The sequence below is a fragment of the Ruegeria sp. AM7 genome (assembly GCF_056535965.1).
Genome location: NZ_JBQFJE010000003.1, coordinates 3,091,794 through 3,117,197 on the forward strand (window position 1 = coordinate 3,091,794; position 25,404 = coordinate 3,117,197).

Sequence of the window (25,404 nt, forward strand, 5' to 3'; positions counted from 1 at the left end):
TATTTCTTTGCCACGACGGGGCGCAGCGTTGACACTGTGGAACCTGCCGCTTACATCGCTTTGAAGCCTTGGACAGGGCCGCCTTTCACCCCCCGTATCTATGGGTTGCGCGCAAGGTGGGCAAGCCTGTCGCAACCAAGACAAGAACAGATCCGCTGGAGTGAACATGCTGGGACTCGGAACGCTCGCCAAAAAGGTGTTCGGAACACCGAACGACCGCAAGATCAAGGCGACCCGCCCCCTGATCGAAAAGATCAACGCACTGGAGCCCGAGTTCGAAAAGCTCACCGATGAAGGTCTGATCGAAAAGACCGCCGAACTGCGCAAACGCGCGCTGGACGGTGAAAGCCTGGACGATTTGCTGCCCGAAGCCTTTGCCAATGTGCGCGAGGGCGCGAAGCGCGCGCTGGGTCTGCGGGCGTTTGACGTGCAGCTGATGGGCGGCACCTTCCTGCATCAAGGCAATATCTCGGAAATGAAGACGGGTGAGGGCAAAACCCTGGTCGCCACTTTCCCAGCCTATCTGAACGCACTGACCGGCAAGGGCGTGCATGTGGTCACGGTGAACGAATACCTGGCCAAGCGCGACTCGGAATGGATGGGCAAGGTGTTCGCCGCGGTTGGCATGACAACCGGCGTGATCTGGTCGGGGCAACCTGACGCCGAGAAAAAAGCCGCTTATGGGTGCGATATCACCTATGCCACCAACAATGAGTTGGGCTTTGACTATCTGCGCGACAACATGAAATCGGACCTTGCCGAGATCTACCAGAAATACCACAACTTCGCGATTGTGGACGAGGTCGACTCGATCCTGATCGACGAAGCGCGGACACCGCTGATTATCTCAGGGCCGTCTCAGGACCGATCCGATCTGTATACCGCGATTGACGCGCTGATCCCTTCGCTGGCCGATGATCATTTCACGCTGGACGAAAAATCGCGAAACGTGACCTTCACCGATGAGGGCAATGAGTTTCTGGAACAGCAACTGATCGCCAACGGGCTGATCCCCGAAGGCCATTCGCTTTATGATCCCGAAAGCACGACCGTGGTGCACCATGTGAACCAGGGTCTGCGCGCGCATAAGCTGTTTCAGCGCGACAAGGATTATATTGTTCGTGACAACAACGTTGTCCTGATCGACGAGTTTACCGGCCGTATGATGGCCGGCCGCCGCCTGTCCGAGGGTCTGCATCAGGCTATCGAAGCCAAGGAAGGCGTTCCGATTCAGCCCGAGAACGTGACGCTGGCCAGCGTGACCTTCCAGAACTATTTCCGCCTGTATGACAAACTGGGCGGCATGACCGGCACCGCCCTGACCGAGGCCGAAGAATTCCAAGAAATCTATGGTCTGGGCGTGGTCGAAGTGCCGACCAACAAGCCGATTGCCCGTCTGGACGAGGATGATCAGGTCTATCGCACCGCGATGGAAAAATACGGCGCCATGATCGAGCAGACGAAAGAGGCGCAGGAGAAGGGGCAACCGGTTCTTCTGGGCACCACCTCGATCGAGAAATCCGAACTGCTCAGCCAGATGCTACAGAAAGAAGGCATCGAACATAACGTTCTGAACGCTCGCCAGCATGAACAAGAGGCGCAGATCGTCGCCGATGCGGGCCGTCTGGGTGCAGTGACCATCGCCACCAACATGGCCGGTCGCGGAACCGACATCCAGTTGGGCGGCAATGTTGAAATGAAGGTGCTGAAAGCACTGGCCGAAAACCCCGAGGCCGACCCAGCCGAGTTGCGCACCGCCGAAGAAGCGAACCACGCCACTGAGAAGGAAAAGGTTCTGGCCGCCGGTGGTCTTTACGTGATGGCATCTGAGCGCCACGAAAGCCGCCGCATCGACAACCAGCTGCGCGGACGCTCGGGCCGTCAGGGCGATCCTGGCCGCACCGTGTTCTACCTAAGCCTCGAAGACGATCTGATGCGGATTTTCGGCTCGGAGCGGTTGGACAAGGTTCTGACCACACTGGGCATGAAAGAGGGTGAGGCGATCGTCCATCCCTGGGTCAACAAATCGCTGGAGCGCGCGCAATCCAAGGTCGAAGGTCGCAACTTTGACATGCGCAAGAACGTCTTGAAGTTTGACGACGTGATGAACGACCAACGGAAAGTGGTGTTCAGCCAACGACGCGAGATCATGTCTGCGGACGACCTTTCCGAGATCGTCTCGGACATGCGCGAGCAGGTGATCGACGACCTGATCGACGAATACATGCCGCCCAAAACCTATGCCGATCAGTGGGACACGGATGGCTTGCACGAGGCGATCAAGGACAAGTTGACCATCGACGCGCCGGTTCAGGATTGGGCCGCCGAGGAAGGCGTGGACGACGAACAGGTGCGCGAGCGTCTGGTTAACGCCGCCGATGAGATGATGGCGCAAAAGGCCGCCGCCTTTGGCCCCGAAAACATGCGCAACATCGAAAAGCAGGTTCTGCTGAACACCATCGACGGCAAATGGCGCGAGCATCTGCTGACACTGGAACATCTGCGCTCGGTCGTTGGGTTCCGGGGCTATGCCCAGCGTGATCCGCTGAACGAATACAAGAACGAGAGCTTCCAGCTGTTCGAAAGCATGTTGGATAGTCTTCGCGAAACCGTTACGCAACAATTGTCACGCGTGCGCCCACTGACCGAAGAAGAACAGCGCGAGATGCTGGCTCAGATGCAGGCGCAACAGGCGCAGGCTCAGCAAGCTGTCGACCAAGCAACCGAACAGGCCGAAGCAGTGGCCGAGGCCGAAGCCTCAGGCGATCCGCTCCCCGGGTTTGATGAAAACGATCCCAACACGTGGGGTAACCCATCGCGCAATGACCGCTGCCCCTGCGGATCGGGTAAAAAGTTCAAACACTGCCACGGCAGACTGACCTGATTTAACCGGGTTCAGTCACAATGAGTCCGCGCCACGGCCACATATTGGCCGTGTTTCGGCTTAAACATCCGACTCGCTCCTTCAACTGGGGAGGGTGTTTTGTTTGTAATCAAGAACTACGTGACCACCGGGGGAACAGTCGCATGCGCCCTCGCCATCGGATACTTAATGCAGAATGGAACACCTGCGCAGCCGCAAGGCACGCAGGTCGCTGCAAACTCGGCCTCGTATCAGAGTGTCGGGATAACCGGGCTTGAGCATATCGTTCTGACCTCCTCGGCTCCTTCCGGTAATGACGCCAGCGAACCGCACTCTCAACGACACGTGGTCACGACCGCGCAATCGATCGTGGACAACAGCGATTGTGCCATCAGCGCACGCGCAGTTGCCGTTCCCGGTGCCGCCGCACATCTAAGCGTCATTGCCCCCTGCCACAGCAATTCGCGCATCGATGTCCACCACAGGGGTCTGACTGTCACCCAAAAGACTGACAAGAACGGCAAGACAGACCTAACTGTTCCAGCCTTGTCGGAATACGCGATCTTTCTGATCTCGACAGAGGATCAACAAGGAACGGTTGCCACGACTCATATTCCAGAAATCGCGCATTACAACCGGGTCGCCCTACAATGGACCGGGCAGACCGATCTTCAGATTCATGCTCTGGAATTCGGTGCCAGCTATGGCGGCAAGGGGCATGTCTCAGCCGATCCTGAAACCCAGGGAATCGGCAAAGTCGTACATCTGGGACACACCGGGATAGGCGATGCCAAAAACATTCAGGTGTATTCCTACCCGGCTGGCCAATCTGCCCAATCCGGTTCGATTGCCCTGTCCGTCGAGGCCGAAGTGACCGCCGAGAATTGCGGTCAGGAACTGGCCCTGCAATCGCTGGAGTTACGCGGCGACCGTCGTCTGCGGTCACGCGATTTGTCGCTGACTCTGCCTGATTGCGGCCAGTCTGGCGAGTTTCTGGTGTTGAATAATCTGCTCGAAGACCTGACAATCGCGGCCAAATAAAACGCAGGCAGGCTCGGGCTTTTGATGACTTTCTATCGTGTGGCGGTGGCCGCACTGTTTTCGGCGATATATACCCTGAATGCATCGGCGCAGGATATCTCTCTTACCTCACATGACGGCAAGGTCGAGGTCGTGGGTAACCTGTTGGGATTTGACGGTGAATTCTATCGCGTGGATACGCAGTTCGGAGAGCTGACCGTCGACGGCTCAGGCGTCACATGTGCCGGGCCTGCCTGCCCCAGCCTCACGGATTTCGTCGCCGAGCTGCGCTTTTCCGGTGCATCGGTCATGGCGGAAAAAATCTTGCCCGAATTGATCATCGGCTTTGCCCGACAAGAAGGGTTGTCGGCTACACCTATTCGGGAAACCTCAGGCCGGTTTTACTATGAGTTGAAAACAACTGATCGTGAGGCACCGCTTGGTCGGTTTTATTTTGTCCCCGGTACTACAGCCCACGGGTTTTCGGATTTCATTGAAAATGAAACCGACATCGTGATGGCCCTGCGTGAGATCACCTCTCAGGAACAAGAGGCCGCGCAGGACGCCGGACTGGGGGACCTTCAGCACAGTCGGCGTGCGCGCGTCATTGCATTAGACGCACTGGTGCCTATCGTGGCCTCCGACAATCCTGTGGGACAGATATCCTTGGGGCAGCTGGTTCAGGTTCTGTCCGGCCAGATCGACAACTGGGTCGCACTCGGTGGTCCCGATGCGCCAATTTCCGTTCATATGCCCGAGGTTGGCTCAGGTTTGACTCAAGGTGTTGAAAAACAGCTTTTGCAACCCGCAGACGTTACGCTTGCCGACACGGTTATCCGACACATACGCAGCACTGCAATGGCGCGGGCTGTTGCCAAGGATCCGTTTGCAATCGGGATCGCCAGCCAGGCCGAGGCCGGTGCGGCCCGCGCGTTGGCCCTGACCGGTGGCTGTGGTCATGCGCTGGCTGCCACGCGCCAATCTATCAAAACCGAGGATTACCCTCTGACCGCACCAATGTTCCTGTATCTGCCCAATCGTCGGTTGCCGCGAATTGGACGACAGTTTCTGGCCTATATCCAAGGCGCCGAAGCTCAGGATGTGATCCGGAATGCCGGTTTCGTGGATCAATCGCCCGAGTTGCTGCCTCTTAGCGCGCAAGGTGATCGGTTGGCAAACGCCGTGGCATCTGGCGCCTCAGAAGTAGGTCTGGACGAATTGCAACGGATGGTCGAAACATTACGGTCGCGATCCCGTTTGTCCTTGTCGTTTCGGTTCGAGGCAGGCTCCTCCCGACCGGACGCGCAATCCAGATCGAACCTGCTCCATCTGGCCCAGCTTTTGGAATCCGGCAAGTTTGATGGACGAACACTGACCTTTGTCGGATTCAGTGACGGAGACGGCGCCGCCACCGCAAACGCCCGGATTGCCGAACTGAGGGCGAAAACCGTCAGAAACGCGATGCTCGATGCGGTTGAAACCAAAATCGCAGACAGCGTGACGCTTGAAGTTGATGGCTTTGGCGAGGCGATGCCCATGGCCTGTGACGACACTGAATGGGGTCGCAAAATCAATCGCCGGGTCGAAGTGTGGGTCGAGTAACCTTTACAAGTAACCTTCCGAACGAAAACTTAGTTCGTTTGATTTTCCGATGATCAGATGGTCATGCAAAGTCAGGCCAAGCGCCAGACATGCATCCTGAATCCGGTTGGTCATGTCGATATCCGACTGCGAGGGCGTCGGATCGCCCGACGGGTGGTTGTGCACCAGGATCAGCGCCGAGGCGTTCAGCTCCAGCGCCCGTTTCGCCACCTCGCGCGGATAAACGGGGACATGGTCAACGGTGCCCTTGGCTTGTTCTTCATCCGCGATCAGCACATTCTTGCGGTCCAAATAGAACACCCGGAACTGCTCAGTCTCGCGATGGGCCATTGTGGTGTGACAATAGTCCAGCAACGCATCCCAGCCCGAGATCACGTGCCGCTGCATCACCCGCGCGCGGGCCATGCGATGGGCGCAAGCCTCAAGGATTTTCAGATCGGTGATGACTGTATCGCCTACACCCTTGATCTGACGCAGCCGTTCTTCGGGCGCGGTCAGCACGCGGTTGAAATCCCCAAACGTATCCATCAGCGCCCGCGCCAGAGGTTTCACGTCCTGCCTGAGGATGGACCGGAACAGCACCAGTTCCAACAACTCATAATCCGGTATTGCGGCGGACCCGCCCGACATGAACCTTTCGCGCAGCCGCTTGCGATGGTCTTTGATATAGGAGGGCAATCGACCACTTGGCAGCGGCTGCGCGGGCGCTTCGTCCGTTTCAAACAGCATCGGGGCTTCGGCAAAGGCGTCCTTGGTCATGTTCCAACCCTGACGCCGAATCGGTTTCCAAACCGTTAACGCGCTTCACCTGCCATGCGCGCCGTGGCGCGGCGGATGATCAGATGCAGCAGGATCGAAAACACGCCCAAGGTCAGCATCGCGGCAAACATCAGATCGGTCTTGGCGCGCCCATTGGCCAGCAGCATCAAATAGCCCAAGCCTTGGGACGAGCCCACCCATTCGCCAATCACGGCCCCGATGGGCGCATAAACCGCCGCCAGCCGCATCCCCGAAGCCAGGGGGGGCAGCGCGGCGGGAATGCGGATATGCCACAACACCGCGCGCGGACTGGCCTGCATGGTGCGTGCAAGGTCCAGATAGCCGGGGGGCGTGCGCATCAATCCGTCAAAAAAGGACGAGGTGATCGGGAAATAGATGATCAGCACCGCCATCGCGACCTTGGACCACAACCCATAACCCAGCCACAGGGTCAGCAACGGGGCCAGAGCAAACACCGGCAGCGCCTGTGTGAAGACCAGCATCGGCTGCACCAACACACGCGCTGCCCGCGAATTGGCCAATTGAAGCGCGGTGATCACGCCGAGAGCTGTGCCGAAAGCCAAGCCGATCACCACCTCAACTGCCGTGATCCATGTATGTTCAGCGATCACCCAGCGGTTCTGCCACCATGTCTCGGCCACCAGTGCCGGACCGGGCAGGATGAATTTCGGCAGGCCGGTCAAGCTGACAATCGCCTGCCATACGGCCAGCGCGAATACAGTTGCGGCAAGGGCGGACAGGATCTTCATGCAGCCTCTCTCAACAACCGCAACAACGCGCCCTGCGTCTCCAGCGTTTCCAGGTCATCCACATGGCGTGGGGCCGGGGCCGAAGGCGGATCGCAGTGCGTCAGCCCCTGCGCGGTCATCACCATGATGGATTGACCCAAACGCGCGGCCTCGGCCGGATCATGCGTCACCAGCAACACGGTGCGCCCGGCCAGCGCCTCGGCCGCCAAATCCTGCATATCGGCGCGGGTGCGGGCGTCGAGGGCCGAGAACGGCTCATCCAACAGCACGATGGGCCGGTCCTCCATCAACGTACGCGCCAAGGCCACGCGCTGACGCTGACCGCCCGACAATTCACCGGGTTTCTTGGTCAGATGATCCTGTAATCGCATCCGCTCGATCAGACGATCCCGGCGGGCCAGGTCGGGTTTCTCGCCCCGCAGACGCGCACCCAGAGTAACATTCTGCGCCACCGTCGCCCAAGGCAGCAGCAAATCATCCTGCGCCATATAAGCCACCCGACTCGGCACCGGCTGCGCGTCGCTAGCAGTGATTTGCCCAGCAAACGCAGCACCCGTTTCCAGTCCGGCAATCAGGCGCAGAACGGTGGTTTTTCCCACGCCCGATCCACCCAGCAGACAAGTCCACTGCCCCGCCCCAAGGGTCAGGGTCAACGGTGCGAACAAGGGCGCGCCGTCGATTGTGGCCGAGCCACTGATGGTCAGATCAGGCGCTTGGGTCACGGGGTCAGGCCCATTTGCCAGAAGTTGACCTCCAAAGCTGTGGCTGTCTTGAACGTCTCACAGAGACGGCCCCAACGCGGAGACGCTTCAATATCAGCCCCAATACGTCGTGTTAGAGCCTGATCCAACAACTCTCCGACCGCCTTGCACGCGCCTTGGTAGTCCTCACCGGCATAGGTGTTGATCCAATCACGATAGGTCTCGGATGTCGCCTCGGCAGCCAGCCGCGCGCCGATCTCACCATAACCCATGACACAGGGCGCAAGGGCCGCCAGCAGGTCGAGCAGATCACCACTGTATCCAGCCTCTAGCACGAACCGCGTGTAGGCCAGATTCTCGGCCCGCTCGGGAGTCGCGAACAGCTCCTCCTGCGAAATCCCGACCGCTTCGCAGATGCCGATATGCAGCTGCATTTCTTCGGCGACCAGAGCGTTCACCGTGCCCACAGCGGTCAACATCTCGGAATGCGTTTCCGATTTCACCACCGCCAAAGCCCAGGCGCGGCTGAAATGGATCAGGAAGACGTAATCCTGACGCAGATAGTGCAGGAACGCCTCACGCGGCAGCGTGCCGTCCTTCATGCCTTCGACGAAGGCGTGATGGGTGTAAACCCGCCACAGGCCAGGGAGATCATCCCGCATCAGCGCGAAGGCTTTGCCGTAGCTGCTCATTGCGCGGTCACATCAATGGTGATGTCACTGACCGGGTTGATGCTGTCGATCATGCCGCTGTCTTTCAGGAACGCCTCGAACCGTGCGTACCGACCAGCGTCAAAACCAGCCGGACGCAAGGCAAAACGGGGCAGCGTGTCGACCCATGCACGGGCGTTCAGCTCATCCTGCAGCTCGGGCGACGTGGCCGCGAAAATCTCCCAGCTTTTTTCCGGGTTGTTGACGATATACTGCGTGGCTTTCTCGGTCGCGGCCAGAAAACGCGCGATCATGTCGGCATCCATGGTTTCGGGGTTGGCCACATAGATCAGCTCATCATAGGGCGGCACGCCTTCTTCCTCGATGTAAAAGCAGCGGCCCGCGACACCTTCGATATCCATCTGGTTCAGTTCGAAATTGCGGAACGCGCCGATCACCGCATCCACCTGCCCGGTCATCAGCGATGGCGAGAGCGAGAAGTTCACGTTGATCAATTCGATATCGTCCAGCGCCACACCATGGGCATTCAGCATGGCGGTCAGAATGGCCTCTTCCACGCCCGCGACCGAGAAGCCGATCTTTTTCCCCTTCAGGTCGGCTAAGGACTTGATCGGACCGTCCTCCAGCACCAGCAGGCAGTTCAGCGGGGTTGCAACCAGTGTGCCCACCCGTTTCAGCGGCAGCCCTTCGTGGATTTGCAGGTGCAGCTGCGGCTGGTACGAAACCGCCAGTTCAGCCTGACCTGCTGCCACCAGACGCGGCGGGGCAGAAGGATCGGCGGGCGGGACGATTTCAACCTCAAGCCCCTGCTCGGCGAAATAGCCATTTTCCTGAGCCACGATGATCGGGCCGTGATCGGGGTTGATGAACCAGTCCAGCAGGACGGTCATCTTGTCCTCGGCCCAGGCCGGCGCGGCGGCCAGCAGAGCGATGGCGGTGATTAGCTTTTTCATATCTCGCGTATCCTTCTTTACGAGGTCGAGGCCGCGACGAGGACAATCTCGCCCGGCCAATCCGGTTGAATCTGTTCAGCAGCGCGCCATGCACGCAGACCGGTTGCACAGCACAAGACCAGTCTTTTACCCTGTTTAGGGTCTATTTCCTGCAAATTTTCAGGCGAAACCCGCCGCGCATTGGGGTGCGCTGGGGTTACGGCCTCGACCTTGTCTCGCAGCTCGACGATCTGGTCATCCGTGCTGAGTTGGCTGGCGGAGACGAACCGAAAACAGCTATTCGGCTCGGGCGCGGTGTCAAACCGGAAGGTGCTGGTGCGCAGGGTACGGGCGTCATATTGCACCATCTGCCCCAAGGGCGAGGGCGCGATCCCAAGGATCAGGTTCAGCGCCATCTGTGCTTGCATCGCGCCAATCGTTCCTACGACCGGACCCAGTACACCGGCGGTTGCGCAGCTCGCTCCGCTATCCGGCGCGTCAGGGAACACCGCGCGCAGCGAGGGTGCCCCTCCGCAGAACCCACCAACATAGCCCGATAACCCCAGCACCGAGGCGCTGATCAACGGTTTCCCCTGCGCCAGACACGTGTCCGACAGAATATAGCTGGCCGCATAGCTATCCGCACAATCTAGGATCACATCAGCCTGCGTCGCCATATTGGGCGCATTTTCGTTTGTTAGAGCCTGTTTCAGAGCTTCAACGTTAATCTCATCATTCAAGCTCCGGCAGCGCTCAACCGCCACATCAGCCTTGGGTCGACCACAATCCGCCTGCGTAAACAAAGTCTGGCGATGCAGGTTGGACAGATCGACTGTATCCCCGTCCATCACCGTGATCCGCCCGACACCAGCCCCAGCCAGCAAGGGCAAAACCGGCGCAGCTAACCCTCCGGCCCCTACAACAATCACATGCGCCGAGGACAGAAGCGCCTGCCCCTCCGCCCCTACCTCAGGCAGGATGGTTTGGCGGGCATAACGGCTCATCGGGTGACCTCGATCCATTGGCGCACGCGCGCTTCGGCGTCCGTGTTCAGGGTGATATCTGTCACGACCGAGACGATATCCGCCCCCGCCTGCAGAACACCCGACGCGCGTTCGACGCTCATCCCGCCGATCCCGACCAAAGGGATATCGCCCACCCGCGCCTTCCATTCGGTGACGCGCGGCAGACCCTGCTGATGCCACTTCATCTTTTTCAAAATGGTCGGATAGACCGGCCCCAGCGCCACATAATCCGGGTCCATGGCCAGAACGCGTTCCAACTCATCATCATCATGGGTCGATACGCCCAGTTTCAGTCCAGCCTTTCGAATGGCTTTCAGATCGGCCTCGTCCAGATCCTCCTGCCCCAGGTGAATCCAGTCACATCCGGCCTCAATCGCGGCCTGCCAATAGTCGTTCACCACCAGAACCGCGCCATGCTGGCGGCACAGATCGCGCGACAGGGTAATCTGTTCACGCACCACCGCATCGGGCTGATCCTTTACGCGCAGCTGCACCAGTTTCACGCCCAATGGCAGCATCCGCCGCAGCCAGTCCGAGTGATCGAAAATCGGGTAGAACCGGTCGAGGCTCATGACAGAAACGCCTTTCCGATCACGGGGGTCGAGGGTTCAGCCATGTCGCGCGCCTCGATCGGGTCGGCTTGATGGGCCAGTTGCCCGGCAAGGGTCGCCTGCATCATGGCCCGCGCCATCGCCGGCGGATCACCCGCGCGCGCCACGGCGGTGTTCAGCAAAACGGCGTCGTAACCCAACTCCATCGCGCGCGCGGCGTGACTGGGCAGGCCAATGCCCGCATCAATCACCAGCGGGAAATCCGGGAATTCCGCCCGCATCGCCCGCAAAGAATATTCGTTGTTCAACCCCCGTCCCGACCCGATCGGTGCGCCCCAGGGCATCAGCACCTCACACCCTGCAGCCAGCAAGCGTTCGCCCACAATCAGATCGTCGGTTGTGTAGGGAAAAACCTGAAACCCATCCTCGGTCAGAATGCGGGCAGCTTCGACCAGTTGGAACACATCCGGTTGCAGGCTGTCCGTGTGACCGATCAGTTCCAGCTTGATCCATTTGGTATCAAACACCTCGCGCGCCATATGGGCGGTGGTCACAGCCTCTTTGACCGTGTGGCACCCGGCGGTGTTGGGCAGAACATGCACGCCCAGATCGCGGATCATCTGCCAAAATGTCTGTCCCGCCCCGGATTCCCGTCGCAGCGACACTGTAGCCACGCCGGCCCCGCTTTCCCGAAACGCCTGCTCCAGAATGGCCGGGCTTGGATATTGCGCCGTGCCCAGCATCAAGGGGTTGGGCAAATCTGTGCCGTAAAACGTCTTCATCCTCAGCCCCCCTGCATCGGTGCGACGACCTCGACCCGGTCGCCATCCGCCAGTTCGTGCCCGATGCGCAGGCTCGAAGGAACGAATTCCTCGTTCACCGCCGTTGCGACCCGGCCCGAGAATCCGCATTCAACCAACATTTCCGCCAGCGTCAGAGCCGTTATTTCTCGGGTCTCGCCATTAAGTACGATCTTCATCGACCATCTCCGAATGTTTGTTTTCAAGCGCCAGATCGGCCACACCCCGCGCCAAAGCCGGGGCCAGTAGATAGCCGTGGCGATAAAGACCGTTGGCGTAAATCGTATGCCCCAACCGCCGAATACGCGGCAGGTTGTCGGGGAAGGCAGGGCGTAGATCGACGCCAATCTCCAGCACCTCGGCCTCGCCGAAGGCCGGATTCAACGCATAAGCCGCGCTGAGCAGTTCCAGCATAGACCGCGCGGTGATGCGGCTGCTGTCCTCGCTCTCGATCATCGTCGCACCCAGCATGTAGACGCCATCACCACGCGGAACGATGTAAAGTGGCATCCGGGGATGCAGTAACCGCACCGGCCGGGTCAGAGTGACCTCGGGGCAGCGGATCACCAACATCTCACCCTTCACACCTCGCAGATCATGCAAGACCTCGCGGGCGTGTAGCCCCCGGCAGTCAATTGCGTTTTCCAACCGTGAAGGCGCAAGCTTCCGGTGGAACACAACGCCCTGATCCTGCAACTGGCGATACAGGTCATGCAGCGCTTGACGCGGATCAAGATGTGCCTCTTGCGCAAAGTGCAGACCCTTGGGAAAATCATGTAAATCAGGCTCTAACTCAGCGATTTCAGATTGATCAGCTTCGACGAATGCTTCCGTCCTGCGCGCAAATCGCCGCAAATCAGGCAGGTCACGCGGATTGGCCACAACCAACGTCCCACACCGTTGCACCTGAGTCCGCGCGGCCCACCAATCCAACGCGGTCTGCCCCAAACGCATCACTGGCTCTTCAGCATTTTCATACTCGCACCATGGGGCTAGCATCCCACCGGCCCACCAAGAACAACCATGCGCTCCAGGTGGCCCGCCAGGGTCAAAAACCTGCACTTGTGCCCCGCGCGAGACCATTTCGCTGGCCACAGCCAGACCAGCCACGCCTGAACCTATGACCGACCAGATCGTCACGCAGGCCAAACCTGATGGAAATGATGCACCGGCCCATGACCATGCCCAATGTTCAAACGATCTGCTTGTGCAATCGCACCCTGCAGGTATTCGTGCGCCTGCGCGACTGCGTCGGGAACTGACAACCCCTTCGCCAATCCCGCCGCAACCGAAGAAGACAACGTGCAACCGGTGCCATGCGTATTTTTGGTTTGACGGCGGGGGGCCGAGAATTCAGCGATCAAGCCCGTCCGATCTATCAAAAGATCATGGCAGACGTCACCCTTTCCATGCCCCCCCTTCATCAACACGGTCTGAGCACCAAGGTCGCATAGCGCAAGCGCCTGTTCGATCATCTGTTCTGTAGTCACCGCGTCCGACAAGCCCAGTAAACATGCGGCCTCGGGCAAATTCGGCGTCAGCACAGAAGCACACGGCACCAACACATCACGCAACGTCTGCACCGCGTCCTCAGCCAGCAAGGAATCACCCGATTTGGCGATCATGACCGGGTCGAGCACAATCGGACCGCCGAACCCGGTGATACTGTCAGCCACGGTTCGGATTATTTCAGGAGTTGCCAGCATCCCGATCTTGATCGCCCCCACATCCAGATCGCAAAGCACGGCCTCAATCTGTGCTGCAATCACATCCAACGGAACACCGTGAACAGCCGTCACCGCCCGCGTGTTTTGCGCCGTGATCGCCGTGATCACGCTGGCACCATACACTCCAAGAGCAGACATGGCCTTGAGGTCGGCTTGGATACCGGCCCCCCCTCCACTGTCCGAACCCGCTATCGTTAAGGCAATAGGCGCCATATCGTTGCTCCAGATAATCTTGGGCAATCGTGGCGTAGAAAACGTCCATAATTTGGCGACCGTTCCCTCCGCCGGTATTGCCCGGATCAGGTTCGATGGGTTGATGCGATCGCACCTCTCAGCCCCTTGTATGAGGCACCCCAACGGTTGGTGCGGAACATTTCAGGCACGCGAGAAATAATCAAGAGGATTCTGCGAGGCTCTGCCTCACGTTCCGAGCTACTTGTGGCCAGATAAAGTTCGGATCCCCTGCTTCATCTGGCTATAAAAACCTCGGGGGAGTCGCCCGAAACGGGCGGCGGGGGCAGAGCCCCCTACCCGGCTTTTCAGCCCTTCATTCCATCCCAGAAAGATTTGACGGACGAGAAAAAGCTCTTAGACTCTGGGTGGTTGTCTTCACCTAAGTCGTCGAACTCTTTCAACAGCTCTTTCTGGCGGCTTGTCAGATTTACCGGCGTTTCCACCGCAAGTTCAATGAACATGTCCCCTACACCGCCGCCGCGCAAAGCGGGCATACCTTTACCGCGCAAGCGCATCTGACGGCCAGACTGGCTGCCTGCCGGGATTTGCACGCGACCGCGTCCACCATCGATTGTGGGAACTTCGATCGACCCACCCAGAGCTGCTTTGGCCATGCTGACAGGTACGCGGCAATAGAGGTTCACGCTGTCGCGTTCGAACAGTTTATGGTCCGACACTTCGACGAAGATGTACAGATCACCCGGAGGGCCACCCCGCATTCCAGCCTCACCCTCGCCCGCTAGGCGAATGCGCGTACCGGTTTCGACACCGGCTGGAATATTGACCGACAGGGCGCGTTCTTTTTCCACGCGACCCGCACCGCCACAGGATTTACAGGGGTTCTTGATGATCTGGCCCAGACCCGAACAGGTCGGACAGGTGCGTTCCACCGTGAAAAAGCCCTGCTGCGCACGGACCTTACCCATGCCTGAACAGGTGGGGCAGGTCGTGGGTTCTACGCCACCTTCCGCACCCGAGCCATCACAGGCCGAACAGGCCACAGCGGCAGGCACATTGATGGTTTTTTGCAGACCCGAGAACGCCTCTTCCAGCGTCACGCGCAAGTTATAGCGCAGGTCCGAGCCGCGCGCCGCGCGACGCCCACCGCCTCCGCCACGTTGGCCGCCCATGAAATCGCCGAACAGATCGTCGAACACGTCGGAAAACGCGCTCGAGAAATCGCCCTGACCAAAGCCGCCGCCAGGACGGCCGCCACCGGTACCGTTTTCAAAGGCCGCGTGGCCGAAACGGTCATAGGCTGCCTTGCGCTCGGCGTCCTTCAGGATGTCATAAGCCTCGTTCGCTTCTTTGAACTGGGCCTCAGCGTCCGGGTTGTCCTTGTTGCGGTCGGGATGCAATTCCTTGGCCTTCTTGCGAAAACCTTTTTTGATCTCATCCGCCGATGCGCCCTTGGCTACGCCGAGCACATCGTAATAGTCGCGTTTTGACATCAGTATGTCCTTCTGCCTCAACGTAAATGGGCCGGCCCGGAGAACGGACCGGCCCGCATTGGCCCTATGAGCCGTTAGTTACGTTTGTCGTCGTCCAGATCTTCGAACTCGGCGTCGACAATGTCATCTTCGCCCGGCGCGGCATCAGCTGCGGCCGGCTCTTCTTCGCCGTCCTCGGACTGCGCCTTATAGATGGCTTCACCCAGCTTCATTGCGGCTTCGGTGACATTCTGGATGCCCGACTTGATCTTGTCGGCATTTTCGGTTTCCAGCTCGTCCTTCAGCGCGGCAATCGCCAGCTCGATCGCTTCGATGGTGGTCGGGTCGACCTTGTCGGCGTGTTCTTCCATCGACTTCTCGGTCGAGTGGATGAGGCTTTCCGCCTGGTTCTTGGCATCGACCAGCTCGCGGCGTTCCTTGTCGGCCTCGGCGTTTTCCTCGGCGTCCTTGACCATCTTTTCGATATCCGCATCGGACAGACCACCCGAGGCTTGGATGGTGATCTTCTGCTCTTTGCCGGTGCCTTTGTCTTTGGCCGAAACCGAGACAATACCGTTGGCGTCGATGTCAAACGTCACCTCGATCTGAGGCATACCGCGCGGTGCGGGCGGGATGTCTTCAAGGTTGAACTGACCCAGGATCTTGTTGTCCGCAGCCATTTCACGCTCACCCTGGAACACGCGGATGGTTACGGCGTTCTGGTTGTCTTCGGCCGTCGAGAAGACCTGAGACTTTTTGGTCGGGATGGTCGTGTTGCGGTCGATCAGGCGGGTAAACACGCCGCCCAGCGTCTCGATGCCCAGCGACAGCGGGGTCACGTCCAGCAGAACAACGTCTTTGACGTCGCCCTGCAGAACACCGGCTTGAATGGCGGCGCCCATGGCAACAACTTCGTCGGGGTTCACGCCTTTGTGGGGCTCTTTACCGAAGAACTTGGTGACCTCTTCGATCACTTTCGGCATCCGGGTCATACCACCGACCAAAACAACTTCGTCCACATCAGCAGCCGACAGACCGGCGTCTTTCAGAGCAGCGGCGCAAGGCTTCATCGACTTTTTGATCAGGTCGCCGACCAGCGACTCCAGCTTGGCACGGGTCAGCTTCATGACCATGTGCAGCGGCTGACCGTTGGCACCCATCGAGATGAAAGGCTGGTTGATTTCGGTTTGCGAGGTCGAGGACAGCTCGATCTTGGCTTTTTCGGCAGCTTCTTTCAGACGCTGCAGAGCCATCTTGTCTTGCGACAGGTCGACACCGTGTTCCTTTTTGAACTCATCCGCCAGGTAGTTGACGATGCGCATGTCAAAGTCTTCACCACCCAGGAAGGTGTCACCGTTGGTCGATTTGACCTCGAACAGACCATCATCGATTTCCAGAATGGTCACGTCGAAGGTACCGCCACCAAGGTCATAAACCGCGATGGTTTGGGTTTCTTCTTTATCCAGACCATAGGCCAGAGCAGCAGCTGTCGGTTCATTGATGATCCGCAGCACTTCGAGACCGGCGATTTTACCGGCGTCTTTGGTGGCCTGACGCTGAGCGTCGTTGAAATAGGCGGGAACGGTGATGACCGCTTGTGTGACTTCCTCACCCAGATAGCTTTCTGCGGTTTCCTTCATCTTGCCCAGTGTGAAGGCCGAGATTTGGCTTGGGGAGTACTTTTCACCGCGGGCTTCGACCCACGCGTCGCCGTTACCGCCATTGACGATGTTGTACGGCACCATTTTCTTGTCTTTTTCGACTTCGGCATCATCCACGCGACGACCGATCAGGCGCTTGACGCCAAAGATCGTGTTGTCGGGGTTGGTGACCGCCTGACGTTTAGCAGGCTGACCGACCAGTCGCTCATCTTCGGTGAAGGCGACGATCGAGGGCGTGGTCCGCGCCCCTTCGGCGTTTTCGATGACCTTCGGCTGCGAGCCGTCCATGATGGCCACGCACGAGTTGGTGGTTCCCAGGTCAATCCCGATTACTTTACTCATATGTTCGATCCCTTTCTCTTCAAGGCGATGTCCCGAGGCCGGGACCCGTTATGGCATCCCTGCCTCGATCTCAATTGCGCAATAGCCCTACACCATCACGCGTCCCGGCGTATATAAGGGCGAGACCAAAAGCCTGCAAGCGGTGTAAATCGCAGGTTTTCGGGAATCTGTGGCCTTTTTTCGCAAGGTTTTGGCAAGGATTGGGGAATCTTGGATGGCACGGCTGCTTTTGCGCGATTTCGATATAAGAAAAGCTTATCTGGACGGGCCCGCTCAGGCGCAACTGGTCAATCTGCTGCGGCCGATTCTGAAATCTGCACCATTGTTTCGACCAACTACGGCTTCGGGCAAGGAAATGTCAGTCCGCATGACATCCGCCGGATCTTTGGGATGGGTATCAGATAAAGCAGGATATCGGTATCAGGATCTGCACCCTAAAGGCATGTCATGGCCTGCTATCCCCGACCCCATCCTTGATATCTGGCGGGACCTCGCATCATCCGAACGCGATCCCGATTGCTGCCTGATCAACTACTACGGCGAAGGAACGCGCATGGGGCTTCATCAGGACAAGGACGAGGCGGATTTTTCATGGCCCGTTCTGTCTGTCTCACTGGGTGACGACGCGCTGTTTCGCATCGGCAATACCACCCGCGGCGGCAAGACCGAGTCGATCTGGCTGAACTCGGGTGATGTCGTAATCATGGGCGGACCTGCGCGCCTGGCCTATCATGGCATAGACCGAATTAGGTTCGGATCATCCCGGTTGCTGCCCAAAGGGGGGCGGATCAATCTGACTTTGCGTGTTGCACGTTAACTGCGGGCACCCCAGCTTTGCGAGACATGCTGGCGCGTAAAGAAAATGCCCAGCAACCCGATCAGCAGCAAGACAAGTCCGACCCACAGCGGGTACTCCCAGCTTGTATTGCGCGGAAAGTAGTTGCGAAACACAAACCCGCGGCACTGGTCAATAATGTGAAACAGCGGGTTCCAGATGAACATCAATAAAGTAAACCCTCCCAAACTGTTGGCTACAAACATCTTGCCCGAGAAAATCATGTTCATACGCCGGTACACGGTCGAGGAAATGGACACAAAAGTTGGCAGCCAAGGCTTCAGCGCCATGAAAACAACGCCTACAGCGCATCCCGTGAACCATGCCAAAACCAGCATGTAGAAAGCACCGCCCGGATCTTGCACCTCAAGCGGTTCGATCGCGACGTGGTATACAAACAGGATCACCAGGATCGAAACGAGCTGAGTATATAATGTCCCAAGGGCCGCGGCCAAAAGCGACACCATCATGTTCATCGGAGAATGCAACATCATCGGATTGTTGCCCGTTGAAACCCCAGACACACCGCTGACAGACTTCACATGGGTCAGAAACAGAAATACCCCGGACAGCAAAAACAGGATCGGGTTACCGCGAATCTTCGCAACACCCGTAATTTTACCGACCAAGGTCATGATCAGATAGAACACCGTGACCAGCGCAAGAATTTGCACAATGTTCATAATCACGGCCAGCACAGCATTCGACCGCTGCGAGCGGATGCTGCGCACGACCGCATGATAGATCAGCTCAAGTGTGGTAAAGGCACCGCCCACCAGCGATTTATTTCGCTCAAAATAAAACACGTACGCACTCTTTCCCGCTGAATCGCCTGCAATTTGCCACGAATTTCTTGCCGTTCCGTAACCGGCGCATCATAAGGCCGTCAGGATTTTCGATCAACAAATCACTGGAACGGAGCATTGTTGTGACCTACGACGCCCTCATCCCCGTCATTCGACGCCTCGCCTTGGAAGCTGGCGACAAGATCATGGAGATTTATGAGGCAGATGATTTCGACGTCAAAGTCAAATCCGATGCCAGCCCCGTGACCGAAGCGGATGAGGCTGCAGACGCTCTGATTTCGGCCGGGTTGCGCGCTGCGTTTCCCGATATTCTGCTGGTGACCGAGGAACAGGCCGCCTCGCATTCGGAGAAAGGCGAAACGTTCCTGATCGTTGATCCGCTGGACGGGACCAAGGAATTCATCAACCGGCGCGGCGATTTCACGGTAAACATCGCTTTGGTCGAGAATGGCGTACCGACGCGCGGCGTTGTCTATGCACCCGCTAAAGGGCGTATGTTCTATACCCAACCGGATGGCCAATCGGTCGAGGAAACCGGCACGTTGGACAAGGCACAAGCGGGGGATGTGTTGCCGATATCAGTCTCTAAACCGGACAATTCGGCGTTGATGATCGTGGCGTCGAAGTCGCACCGGGATCAGGCGACCGAGGATTACATCAACAAATATCAGGTCAAGGACAGCAAGAGCGCGGGCTCGTCGCTGAAATTCTGTCTGGTCGCCACAGGCGAAGCAGACCTCTACCCCCGCGTGGGCCGTACGATGGAATGGGACACCGCCGCAGGCCACGCTGTTCTGGCCGGTGCGGGCGGACAAGTGGTGCGGTTCGACGATCATTCCCCCCTGACCTACGGCAAGGACGGCTATGCAAACCCGTTCTTCATCGCCTACGCTCCGGGTGTTGAGCTGAAGGAGGCCTGATGTCTGTTCTCATCGCTATTCCCGCCCGCTACGCCTCGACCCGCTATCCGGGCAAACCGCTGGTGCCGCTGACCGGGGCTAGCGGCAAAGCCATGACCCTGATCGAACGGTCCTGGCGCGCGGCCTGTTCGGTTTCGGGCGTCGACAAGGTGGTTGTCGCCACCGATGACGACCGTATCCGCGAAGCGTCAGAGGCGTTTGGGGCCGAGGTCGTGATGACCTCGGAAACTTGCCAGAATGGCACCGAACGTTGCGCCGAAACACATGCCAATCTGGGCGCGGGATACGACATTGTGGTCAATCTGCAGGGCGACGCACCCCTGACGCCGCATTGGTTTGTCGAGGACCTGATCGCGGGCCTGCGCGCCGCACCCGACGCCGGGGTTGCCACGCCAGTGCTGCGTTGCGATGGCGATGCGCTCAACAGCCTGCTGAACGACCGTAAACATGGCCGGGTTGGTGGCACCACTGCCGTTTTTGCCGCCGATCACAGCGCGCTCTATTTCTCGAAAGAGGTGGTACCCTATACCGCGCAGACCTATGCGGGCCCGGACGACACCCCGGTGTTTCACCATGTGGGCGTCTATGCCTATCGCCCCGACGCGCTGGCCGATTATCCCACTTGGCCCGTGGGCCCTCTGGAACAGTTGGAAGGGCTGGAACAGCTGCGCTTCATGGAAAACGGCCGCAAAGTTCTGTGCGTCGAGGTTGAGGCCAAAGGCCGCCAGTTCTGGGAGTTGAACAACCCACAGGACGTGCCCAAGCTGGAACAGATGATGGCCGAGATGGGCCTGGAATGAATAAAACTGACGCCGGCGTGTTTATCCAACAGGAACTAAACACGCCCGGTTTAGAAAACTGGATACTGAATTGACACATATTCTTGTCACCGGCGGGGCCGGATATATCGGATCACATGCCTGCAAGGCGCTGGCGCAGGCAGGTTATACGCCTGTGACCTATGACAACCTGATCACCGGCTGGCAGGACGCGGTGAAATTCGGCCCGTTCGAACAGGGCGACCTGCTGGACCGCGCCCGGTTGGATGAGGTTTTTGCCAAGTACCAACCCGCCGCCGTGATGCATTTCGCCGCCCTCAGCCAGGTGGGTGAGGCGATGTCCGAGCCTGGTAAATACTGGACCAACAACGTCACCGGCTCGCTTAACTTGATCGAAGCCACGGTCGCTGCGGGTTGCCGGAACTTTGTGTTCTCATCGACCTGCGCGACCTATGGCGAACATGACAATGTGGTGCTGGATGAAGACACCGCGCAATTGCCGCTGAACGCCTATGGGGCCTCAAAACGGGCGATCGAGGATATCCTGCGTGATTTCGAGGCCGCGCATGGGCTGAACCACGTGATTTTCCGCTATTTCAACGTGGCCGGTGCGGACCCCGAGGGCGAAGTGGGCGAATTCCACCGCCCCGAGACCCACCTGATCCCGCTGATGCTGGATGCCATCGACGGCAAGCGCGACGGGCTGACGGTGTTTGGCACCGATTATGACACGCCCGACGGGACATGTATCCGCGACTATGTGCATGTCTGCGATCTGGTGGATGCGCATGTGCTGGGGCTGAATTGGCTGGAACAGGGCAAGGGCAGCCGGGTGTTCAATCTGGGCACCGGGTCGGGCTTTTCGGTGATGGAGGTGATCGGCCATTCCAAAGCCGTCACCAATCGCGAGGTGCCCTATTCCGTCGGCCCGCGCCGGGCTGGAGACTGCACCAAACTGGTTTCGGGCTCCGTCCGGGCCGGAGGGGAACTGGGCTGGACGCCGGAAAGATCAACGTTAGAGACGATGATTGGCGATGCCTGGCGCTGGCACCAGAACGGCAATTACGAGAAATGAGCTTTTGGTGACCGATTCCGCGCCCGACAACCTTCCGCCCATCAGTTGGACGCAAAAGTATCGGTTGCGGCTGAAACGCAGGCGACTGTTGTGGCGATCCTTTCGCAGTCGCCACGACCTAACGGCCCTGAAAAACCGGACCGCAGGGATCGGACAAGACACCATTTTGGCGTTTACCACTCTGCGCAACGAGATCACCCGTCTGCCCTGGTTCCTGCGCCATTATCGCGCGCTGGGTGTTGACCACTTTCTGATCGTGGACAATGGTAGCGATGACGGCTCGGTCGAGCTGCTGTGCGACCAACCGGATGTTTCACTATGGCAAACGCAGGCCAGCTATCGTGCGTCGCGCTTCGGCTTGGATTGGCTGACATCGTTGCAGATGCGCTATGGTCACGGGCATTGGACCTTGATGGTGGATGCCGACGAACTGCTTGTCTATCCTGACTACGACACCCGGACCTTGCACGACCTGACCGCATGGCTGGACGCAAGGGGACAACGCGCTTTTGGTGCTTTGATGCTGGACCTGTACCCCAAAGGTCCGTTGGGTGCCGAACCTTATAACTCTGAAACCGACCCAACCAACGTGCTGAGCTGGTTCGATCCCGTGCCTTACAGATCACGAAGGCAATCGCCTTTAGGTAACCTCTGGGTGCAGGGCGGTGTGCGGGAGCGCATGTTCTTTGCAGATAAGCCGGATCGATCCCCAACCCTGAACAAGATTCCACTGATACGTTGGTCGCGGCGGTATGCCTTTGTAAACTCGTGCCATTCCGCATTACCCCGAGACTTGAATGCCACCTACAACGGGCCGAATGACCGGGCCCCATCCGGGGTATTGCTGCATACGAAATTCCTGCCCGAGATCGTCGAAAAATCGCAGTCCGAAAAAACCCGCCGACAGCATTTCCACGATCCAGATCAATTTGGTGACTACTATGACGGGATAGCCGACCGGCCGACCCTCTGGACCTCTCAATCCGCACGCTACACGGGTTGGAAGACACTGCAGCAAGCCAAACTGATGGGTCTGATTGAGTGGGAAACCGCCACTGGGGCTAACGACTTGTAAATGCATTGCTTTGATACATGAAAAAATGGCATAACTCGACAATCACCCGGCACCACTCTGACACATCCAGGCCCCGGGGATGCTCGCGTAAATCAAAAGGTTGGGCGGTCACGTGAGCCTGTTGGATTCTTACCGAATGAGACTGCGGCGCAAGCGCCGTATTTTGCGCTGCGTTCGAAAACGACGCGAGCTTTCGACCGTCTCAAACAACACTGGCAAGATCAAACGCCGCGACACCCTACTGATGAGCGTGGTGCGGAATGAAAAAATCCGCCTTCCTTATTTTCTGGAATATTATCGCAAGCTGGGTGTGAAACATTTTCTTTTCGTGGACAACGACAGCGACGATGGCACGACCGAGTTTCTGGCCGCGCAGCCGGATGTTTCGGTCTGGCATACAAACGCTAGCTATCGGCGCGCGACCTTCGGGATAGATTGGTCGAACTACCTTTTGCGCAAATATGCCCATGGGCACTGGGTTCTGAGCGTGGACCCGGATGAGTTTTTTATCTACCCGTTTTGCGACACGCGGCCCCTGCGGGCACTGACAGATTGGCTGGACGGATGCGCCGTTCGCAGCTTTGGCACGATGCTGCTGGATATGTACCCGCGTGGCCCGGTCGATGCACAGGTTTATACCGAAGGGCAGGATCCGTTCGAAATCGCTCGTTGGTTCGATTCCGGCAATTACATGATCACCCGGAACCCGGAATACGGAAATCTGTGGATACAAGGTGGGCCACGGGCACGGGTATTCTTTCGCGACACCCCGTCAAAGGCACCAGCGCTTAACAAAATTCCGCTGGTTAAATGGGATCGTCGCTATGCTTATGTCAGCTCGACTCATTCGCTGCTGCCACGAGGGTTGAACCAGGTCTATGACGAATGGGGCGGCGAAAAGGCCAGCGGCGCGCTGCTGCACGCCAAACTGATCAACACGCTGGGCGAAAAAGCCCGCGAAGAAATGGGCCGTCGCCAGCATTATCGCAAATCCGGCGAATATCAGGCTTATGCGCAGGGCCTGGACGAGCAGCCAGTCTTTTGGTGCACGTGGTCCGAGAAGTACATCAACTGGCGACAGCTTGAGGTTCTGGGCCTTATGTCCAAAGGAAACTGGGCATGAGCAATCTGGGCGTCGTCATGCTGGTACACACGGCTCTGCACCGGGCCGAGCAGGTTGCGCGGCACTGGACGGCGTCAGGCTGTCCCGTCGTGATCCACGTGGATCAGAACGTGTCAGATCAGGTCTTTTCGGATTTTGTGGCCTCTTGTGATGACAATCCACTTATCCGGTTCTCCAGACGTCACAAATGCCCTTGGGGCAGTTGGGGCCTTGTCGAGGCGTCGCAGGCAGGGGCCGAACTGATGCTGGACGCGTTCCCAGACGTTCACCATGTTTACCTGTCCTCCGGCGCTTGCCTACCTTTGCGACCAGTACCTGAACTGATCGAGTACCTGGCGCAACGCCCCAGAGTGGATTTCATCGAAAGCGCAACCACGGCAGACGTAAGCTGGACAATTGGTGGCCTGGATCAGGAACGCTTTACGTTACGATTTCCGTTTTCATGGCGCAGGCATCGCAAACTGTTTGATGCCTATGTCAAATTGCAACGTACACTGGGAATGCGTCGCAGCATTCCCGAGGGGCTGGTTCCGCATATGGGTAGCCAATGGTGGTGTCTGACACGCCAGACCCTGTCCGCAATTCTGCAAGACCCCAAACGCAAGGTGTATGATCGCTATTTCCGGAGGGTGTGGATTCCGGACGAAAGCTATTTCCAAACACTTGCCCGGTTGTATTCCACACATATCGAAAGCCGGTCACTGACCTTGTCCAAGTTCGATTTCCAAGGTCGTCCGCATATATTCTACGACGACCATTTACAGCTTTTACGGCGGTCCGATTGTTTTGTGGCCCGCAAGATCTGGTGCAATGCCGACCGCTTGTATCAGACCTTTCTGACCAAGCAGAGCAGCGCGGTCACTCCGACTGAGCCGAACCCCGGCAAGATCGACCGAGTGTTTTCCAAAGCGGTCGAGCGTCGCACGAGCGGGCGGGATGGTTTGTACATGCAAAGCCGCTTTCCCCGGCATGGCAGCGAAAACGGTCTGACGTGTTTTCCCTACTCAGTGTTTCAAGGCTTTACGGAACTGTTCGACGATTTTGAAAGCTGGCTGACGGATACGACTGGTGCGCGCGTCCATGGCCATCTCTTTGCCCCGGAACGTGCCCAGTTTTCGGGGGGTGAGACGATCTCGAATGGCGCACTCAGCGACTGCGCGACTTTGCGGGATTATAACCCAACCGCCTTCCTGTCTAATCTGATCTGGAACACGCGCGGCGAGCGGCAGTGTTTTCAATACGGGCCTCGCGATACGCAGTCGCTTAATTGGTTTTTGGCACGCGACAGGAATGCGCAGATTTCCGTCGTGACCGGGGCTTGGGCCGTGCCACTGTTTCGGTCAAACATGAATTTTTCGGACATCAGATGCGAGGCCGCGCGCCTTCAGCAGATCGAAACCAAGCAGCTCGAGGTTTTGAACTCGGTCTGGACCAAAGCGCGGGTACGAACGTGGTCACTGGCTGAATTCGTCGAATCCCCCATGGAACCCCTGCAAACTGTGGCAGACGAAATTGGAATGCAGACCCAAGCCCATCTGACCACCGCGCCGACGATGGTCGACCTGAGCGGCTTTGGACAGTTTCTGCAGAACCTAAAAAACCAAGGAATGCACCCTTACCTGATGGGCGATTTTCCTGCTGATGATGTGTTCGGCAAACGGACAAGACCCTATCACAAACCCTATCTGGTGCAGTGACCACTT

At 58.3% G+C, this 25,404-nt stretch carries 24 protein-coding genes and 1 riboswitch; of the genes, 10 read left to right on the top strand and 14 right to left on the bottom strand.

Features of this window, described 5'->3' with window-relative positions; all coding sequences use genetic code 11:
- Window positions 1-166 precede the first annotated feature (166 nt).
- From secA to ACR3EG_RS19430, 3 genes are all read left to right on the top strand, one after another.
- Window positions 167-2,884 carry a preprotein translocase subunit SecA gene (gene secA, locus ACR3EG_RS19420; RefSeq protein WP_480498171.1) on the top strand — a complete coding sequence of 906 codons (2,718 nt, stop codon included), beginning with the start codon at window positions 167-169 and terminating at the stop codon, window positions 2,882-2,884.
- 99 nt (window positions 2,885-2,983) lie between these two features.
- Window positions 2,984-3,904, top strand: coding sequence for a hypothetical protein (locus tag ACR3EG_RS19425; RefSeq protein WP_480498169.1), 921 nt, complete (start codon window positions 2,984-2,986; stop codon window positions 3,902-3,904).
- A 24-nt stretch (window positions 3,905-3,928) separates the two neighbouring features.
- Window positions 3,929-5,485 (top strand): phosphate ABC transporter substrate-binding/OmpA family protein, encoded by a 1,557-nt coding sequence (locus ACR3EG_RS19430; protein WP_480498167.1) that lies wholly within the window; start codon window positions 3,929-3,931, stop codon window positions 5,483-5,485.
- A 3-nt stretch (window positions 5,486-5,488) separates the two neighbouring features.
- On the opposite strand, the gene radC is transcribed toward ACR3EG_RS19430, so the two are convergent.
- The 13 genes from radC to dnaK form a co-directional block, all read right to left on the bottom strand.
- Window positions 5,489-6,244, bottom strand: coding sequence for a RadC family protein (radC, locus tag ACR3EG_RS19435; RefSeq protein WP_480498165.1), 756 nt, complete (start codon window positions 6,242-6,244; stop codon window positions 5,489-5,491).
- Between the two features lie 35 nt (window positions 6,245-6,279).
- On the bottom strand, window positions 6,280-7,014 hold the full coding sequence (locus ACR3EG_RS19440; RefSeq protein WP_480498163.1) for an ABC transporter permease: 735 nt from the start codon (window positions 7,012-7,014) through the stop codon (window positions 6,280-6,282).
- Entirely contained in the window at window positions 7,011-7,736 is a 726-nt protein-coding gene (locus tag ACR3EG_RS19445) for an ABC transporter ATP-binding protein (protein ID WP_480498161.1), read from the bottom strand. The genes ACR3EG_RS19440 and ACR3EG_RS19445 overlap by 4 nt, the downstream gene beginning before the upstream one ends.
- A complete protein-coding gene (tenA, locus tag ACR3EG_RS19450) occupies window positions 7,733-8,407 on the bottom strand; it encodes a thiaminase II (RefSeq protein ID WP_480498159.1) in 675 nt (224 codons plus the stop codon). Before tenA ends, ACR3EG_RS19445 begins: the two co-directional genes overlap by 4 nt.
- Entirely contained in the window at window positions 8,404-9,339 is a 936-nt protein-coding gene (locus tag ACR3EG_RS19455; RefSeq protein ID WP_170786111.1) for an ABC transporter substrate-binding protein, read from the bottom strand. The genes tenA and ACR3EG_RS19455 overlap by 4 nt, the downstream gene beginning before the upstream one ends.
- Before the next feature lie 17 nt (window positions 9,340-9,356).
- Entirely contained in the window at window positions 9,357-10,322 is a 966-nt protein-coding gene (locus ACR3EG_RS19460) for a ThiF family adenylyltransferase (protein ID WP_480498157.1), read from the bottom strand.
- Window positions 10,319-10,915 carry a thiamine phosphate synthase gene (locus tag ACR3EG_RS19465; protein ID WP_480498155.1) on the bottom strand — a complete coding sequence of 199 codons (597 nt, stop codon included), beginning with the start codon at window positions 10,913-10,915 and terminating at the stop codon, window positions 10,319-10,321. The genes ACR3EG_RS19460 and ACR3EG_RS19465 overlap by 4 nt, the downstream gene beginning before the upstream one ends.
- Window positions 10,912-11,676 carry a thiazole synthase gene (locus ACR3EG_RS19470; RefSeq protein WP_480498153.1) on the bottom strand — a complete coding sequence of 255 codons (765 nt, stop codon included), beginning with the start codon at window positions 11,674-11,676 and terminating at the stop codon, window positions 10,912-10,914. The genes ACR3EG_RS19465 and ACR3EG_RS19470 overlap by 4 nt, the downstream gene beginning before the upstream one ends.
- Window positions 11,677-11,678: 2 nt before the next feature.
- Window positions 11,679-11,873, bottom strand: coding sequence for a sulfur carrier protein ThiS (thiS, locus tag ACR3EG_RS19475; protein WP_480498151.1), 195 nt, complete (start codon window positions 11,871-11,873; stop codon window positions 11,679-11,681).
- Window positions 11,857-12,834, bottom strand: coding sequence for an FAD-dependent oxidoreductase (locus ACR3EG_RS19480; protein WP_480498149.1), 978 nt, complete (start codon window positions 12,832-12,834; stop codon window positions 11,857-11,859). Before ACR3EG_RS19480 ends, thiS begins: the two co-directional genes overlap by 17 nt.
- Complete coding sequence (gene thiD / locus ACR3EG_RS19485; RefSeq protein WP_480498147.1) at window positions 12,831-13,634, bottom strand: bifunctional hydroxymethylpyrimidine kinase/phosphomethylpyrimidine kinase; 804 nt, start codon at window positions 13,632-13,634, stop codon at window positions 12,831-12,833. Before thiD ends, ACR3EG_RS19480 begins: the two co-directional genes overlap by 4 nt.
- A gap of 46 nt (window positions 13,635-13,680) precedes the next feature.
- A riboswitch (TPP riboswitch) is annotated at window positions 13,681-13,787 on the bottom strand.
- Window positions 13,788-13,960: 173 nt separating this feature from the next.
- On the bottom strand, window positions 13,961-15,106 hold the full coding sequence (dnaJ, locus tag ACR3EG_RS19490; protein ID WP_170355653.1) for a molecular chaperone DnaJ: 1,146 nt from the start codon (window positions 15,104-15,106) through the stop codon (window positions 13,961-13,963).
- A gap of 74 nt (window positions 15,107-15,180) precedes the next feature.
- The gene (gene dnaK / locus ACR3EG_RS19495) at window positions 15,181-17,088 is read right to left on the bottom strand and encodes a molecular chaperone DnaK (protein WP_480498145.1); all 1,908 of its coding nucleotides are present in this window, start codon (window positions 17,086-17,088) and stop codon (window positions 15,181-15,183) included.
- A 214-nt stretch (window positions 17,089-17,302) separates the two neighbouring features.
- Here dnaK and ACR3EG_RS19500 point away from each other — a divergent pair, with 214 nt between their 5' ends.
- Window positions 17,303-17,905: an alpha-ketoglutarate-dependent dioxygenase AlkB family protein gene (locus tag ACR3EG_RS19500; RefSeq protein ID WP_480498143.1), complete on the top strand. Its 603-nt coding sequence runs from the start codon at window positions 17,303-17,305 to the stop codon at window positions 17,903-17,905.
- Here the strand turns inward: ACR3EG_RS19500 and ACR3EG_RS19505 are convergent.
- Window positions 17,902-18,729, bottom strand: coding sequence for an ABC transporter permease (locus ACR3EG_RS19505; protein ID WP_480498141.1), 828 nt, complete (start codon window positions 18,727-18,729; stop codon window positions 17,902-17,904). The two genes, ACR3EG_RS19500 and ACR3EG_RS19505, sit on opposite strands and share 4 nt — an antisense overlap.
- 122 nt (window positions 18,730-18,851) lie before the next feature.
- Here ACR3EG_RS19505 and cysQ point away from each other — a divergent pair, with 122 nt between their 5' ends.
- The 6 genes from cysQ (at window position 18,852) to ACR3EG_RS19535 (ending at window position 25,398) form a co-directional block, all read left to right on the top strand.
- On the top strand, window positions 18,852-19,649 hold the full coding sequence (cysQ, locus tag ACR3EG_RS19510; RefSeq protein WP_480498139.1) for a 3'(2'),5'-bisphosphate nucleotidase CysQ: 798 nt from the start codon (window positions 18,852-18,854) through the stop codon (window positions 19,647-19,649).
- Window positions 19,649-20,449 (top strand): 3-deoxy-manno-octulosonate cytidylyltransferase, encoded by an 801-nt coding sequence (locus ACR3EG_RS19515; RefSeq protein ID WP_480498137.1) that lies wholly within the window; start codon window positions 19,649-19,651, stop codon window positions 20,447-20,449. Before cysQ ends, ACR3EG_RS19515 begins: the two co-directional genes overlap by 1 nt.
- A gap of 70 nt (window positions 20,450-20,519) precedes the next feature.
- Window positions 20,520-21,503 (top strand): UDP-glucose 4-epimerase GalE, encoded by a 984-nt coding sequence (gene galE / locus ACR3EG_RS19520; protein ID WP_480498135.1) that lies wholly within the window; start codon window positions 20,520-20,522, stop codon window positions 21,501-21,503.
- A 7-nt stretch (window positions 21,504-21,510) separates the two neighbouring features.
- Window positions 21,511-22,578, top strand: coding sequence for a glycosyltransferase family 2 protein (locus ACR3EG_RS19525; protein ID WP_480498133.1), 1,068 nt, complete (start codon window positions 21,511-21,513; stop codon window positions 22,576-22,578).
- A 136-nt stretch (window positions 22,579-22,714) separates the two neighbouring features.
- Window positions 22,715-23,701, top strand: coding sequence for a glycosyltransferase family 2 protein (locus ACR3EG_RS19530; RefSeq protein WP_480498131.1), 987 nt, complete (start codon window positions 22,715-22,717; stop codon window positions 23,699-23,701).
- Complete coding sequence (locus tag ACR3EG_RS19535; protein WP_480498129.1) at window positions 23,698-25,398, top strand: DUF5927 domain-containing protein; 1,701 nt, start codon at window positions 23,698-23,700, stop codon at window positions 25,396-25,398. Before ACR3EG_RS19530 ends, ACR3EG_RS19535 begins: the two co-directional genes overlap by 4 nt.
- Window positions 25,399-25,404: the final 6 nt, after the last annotated feature.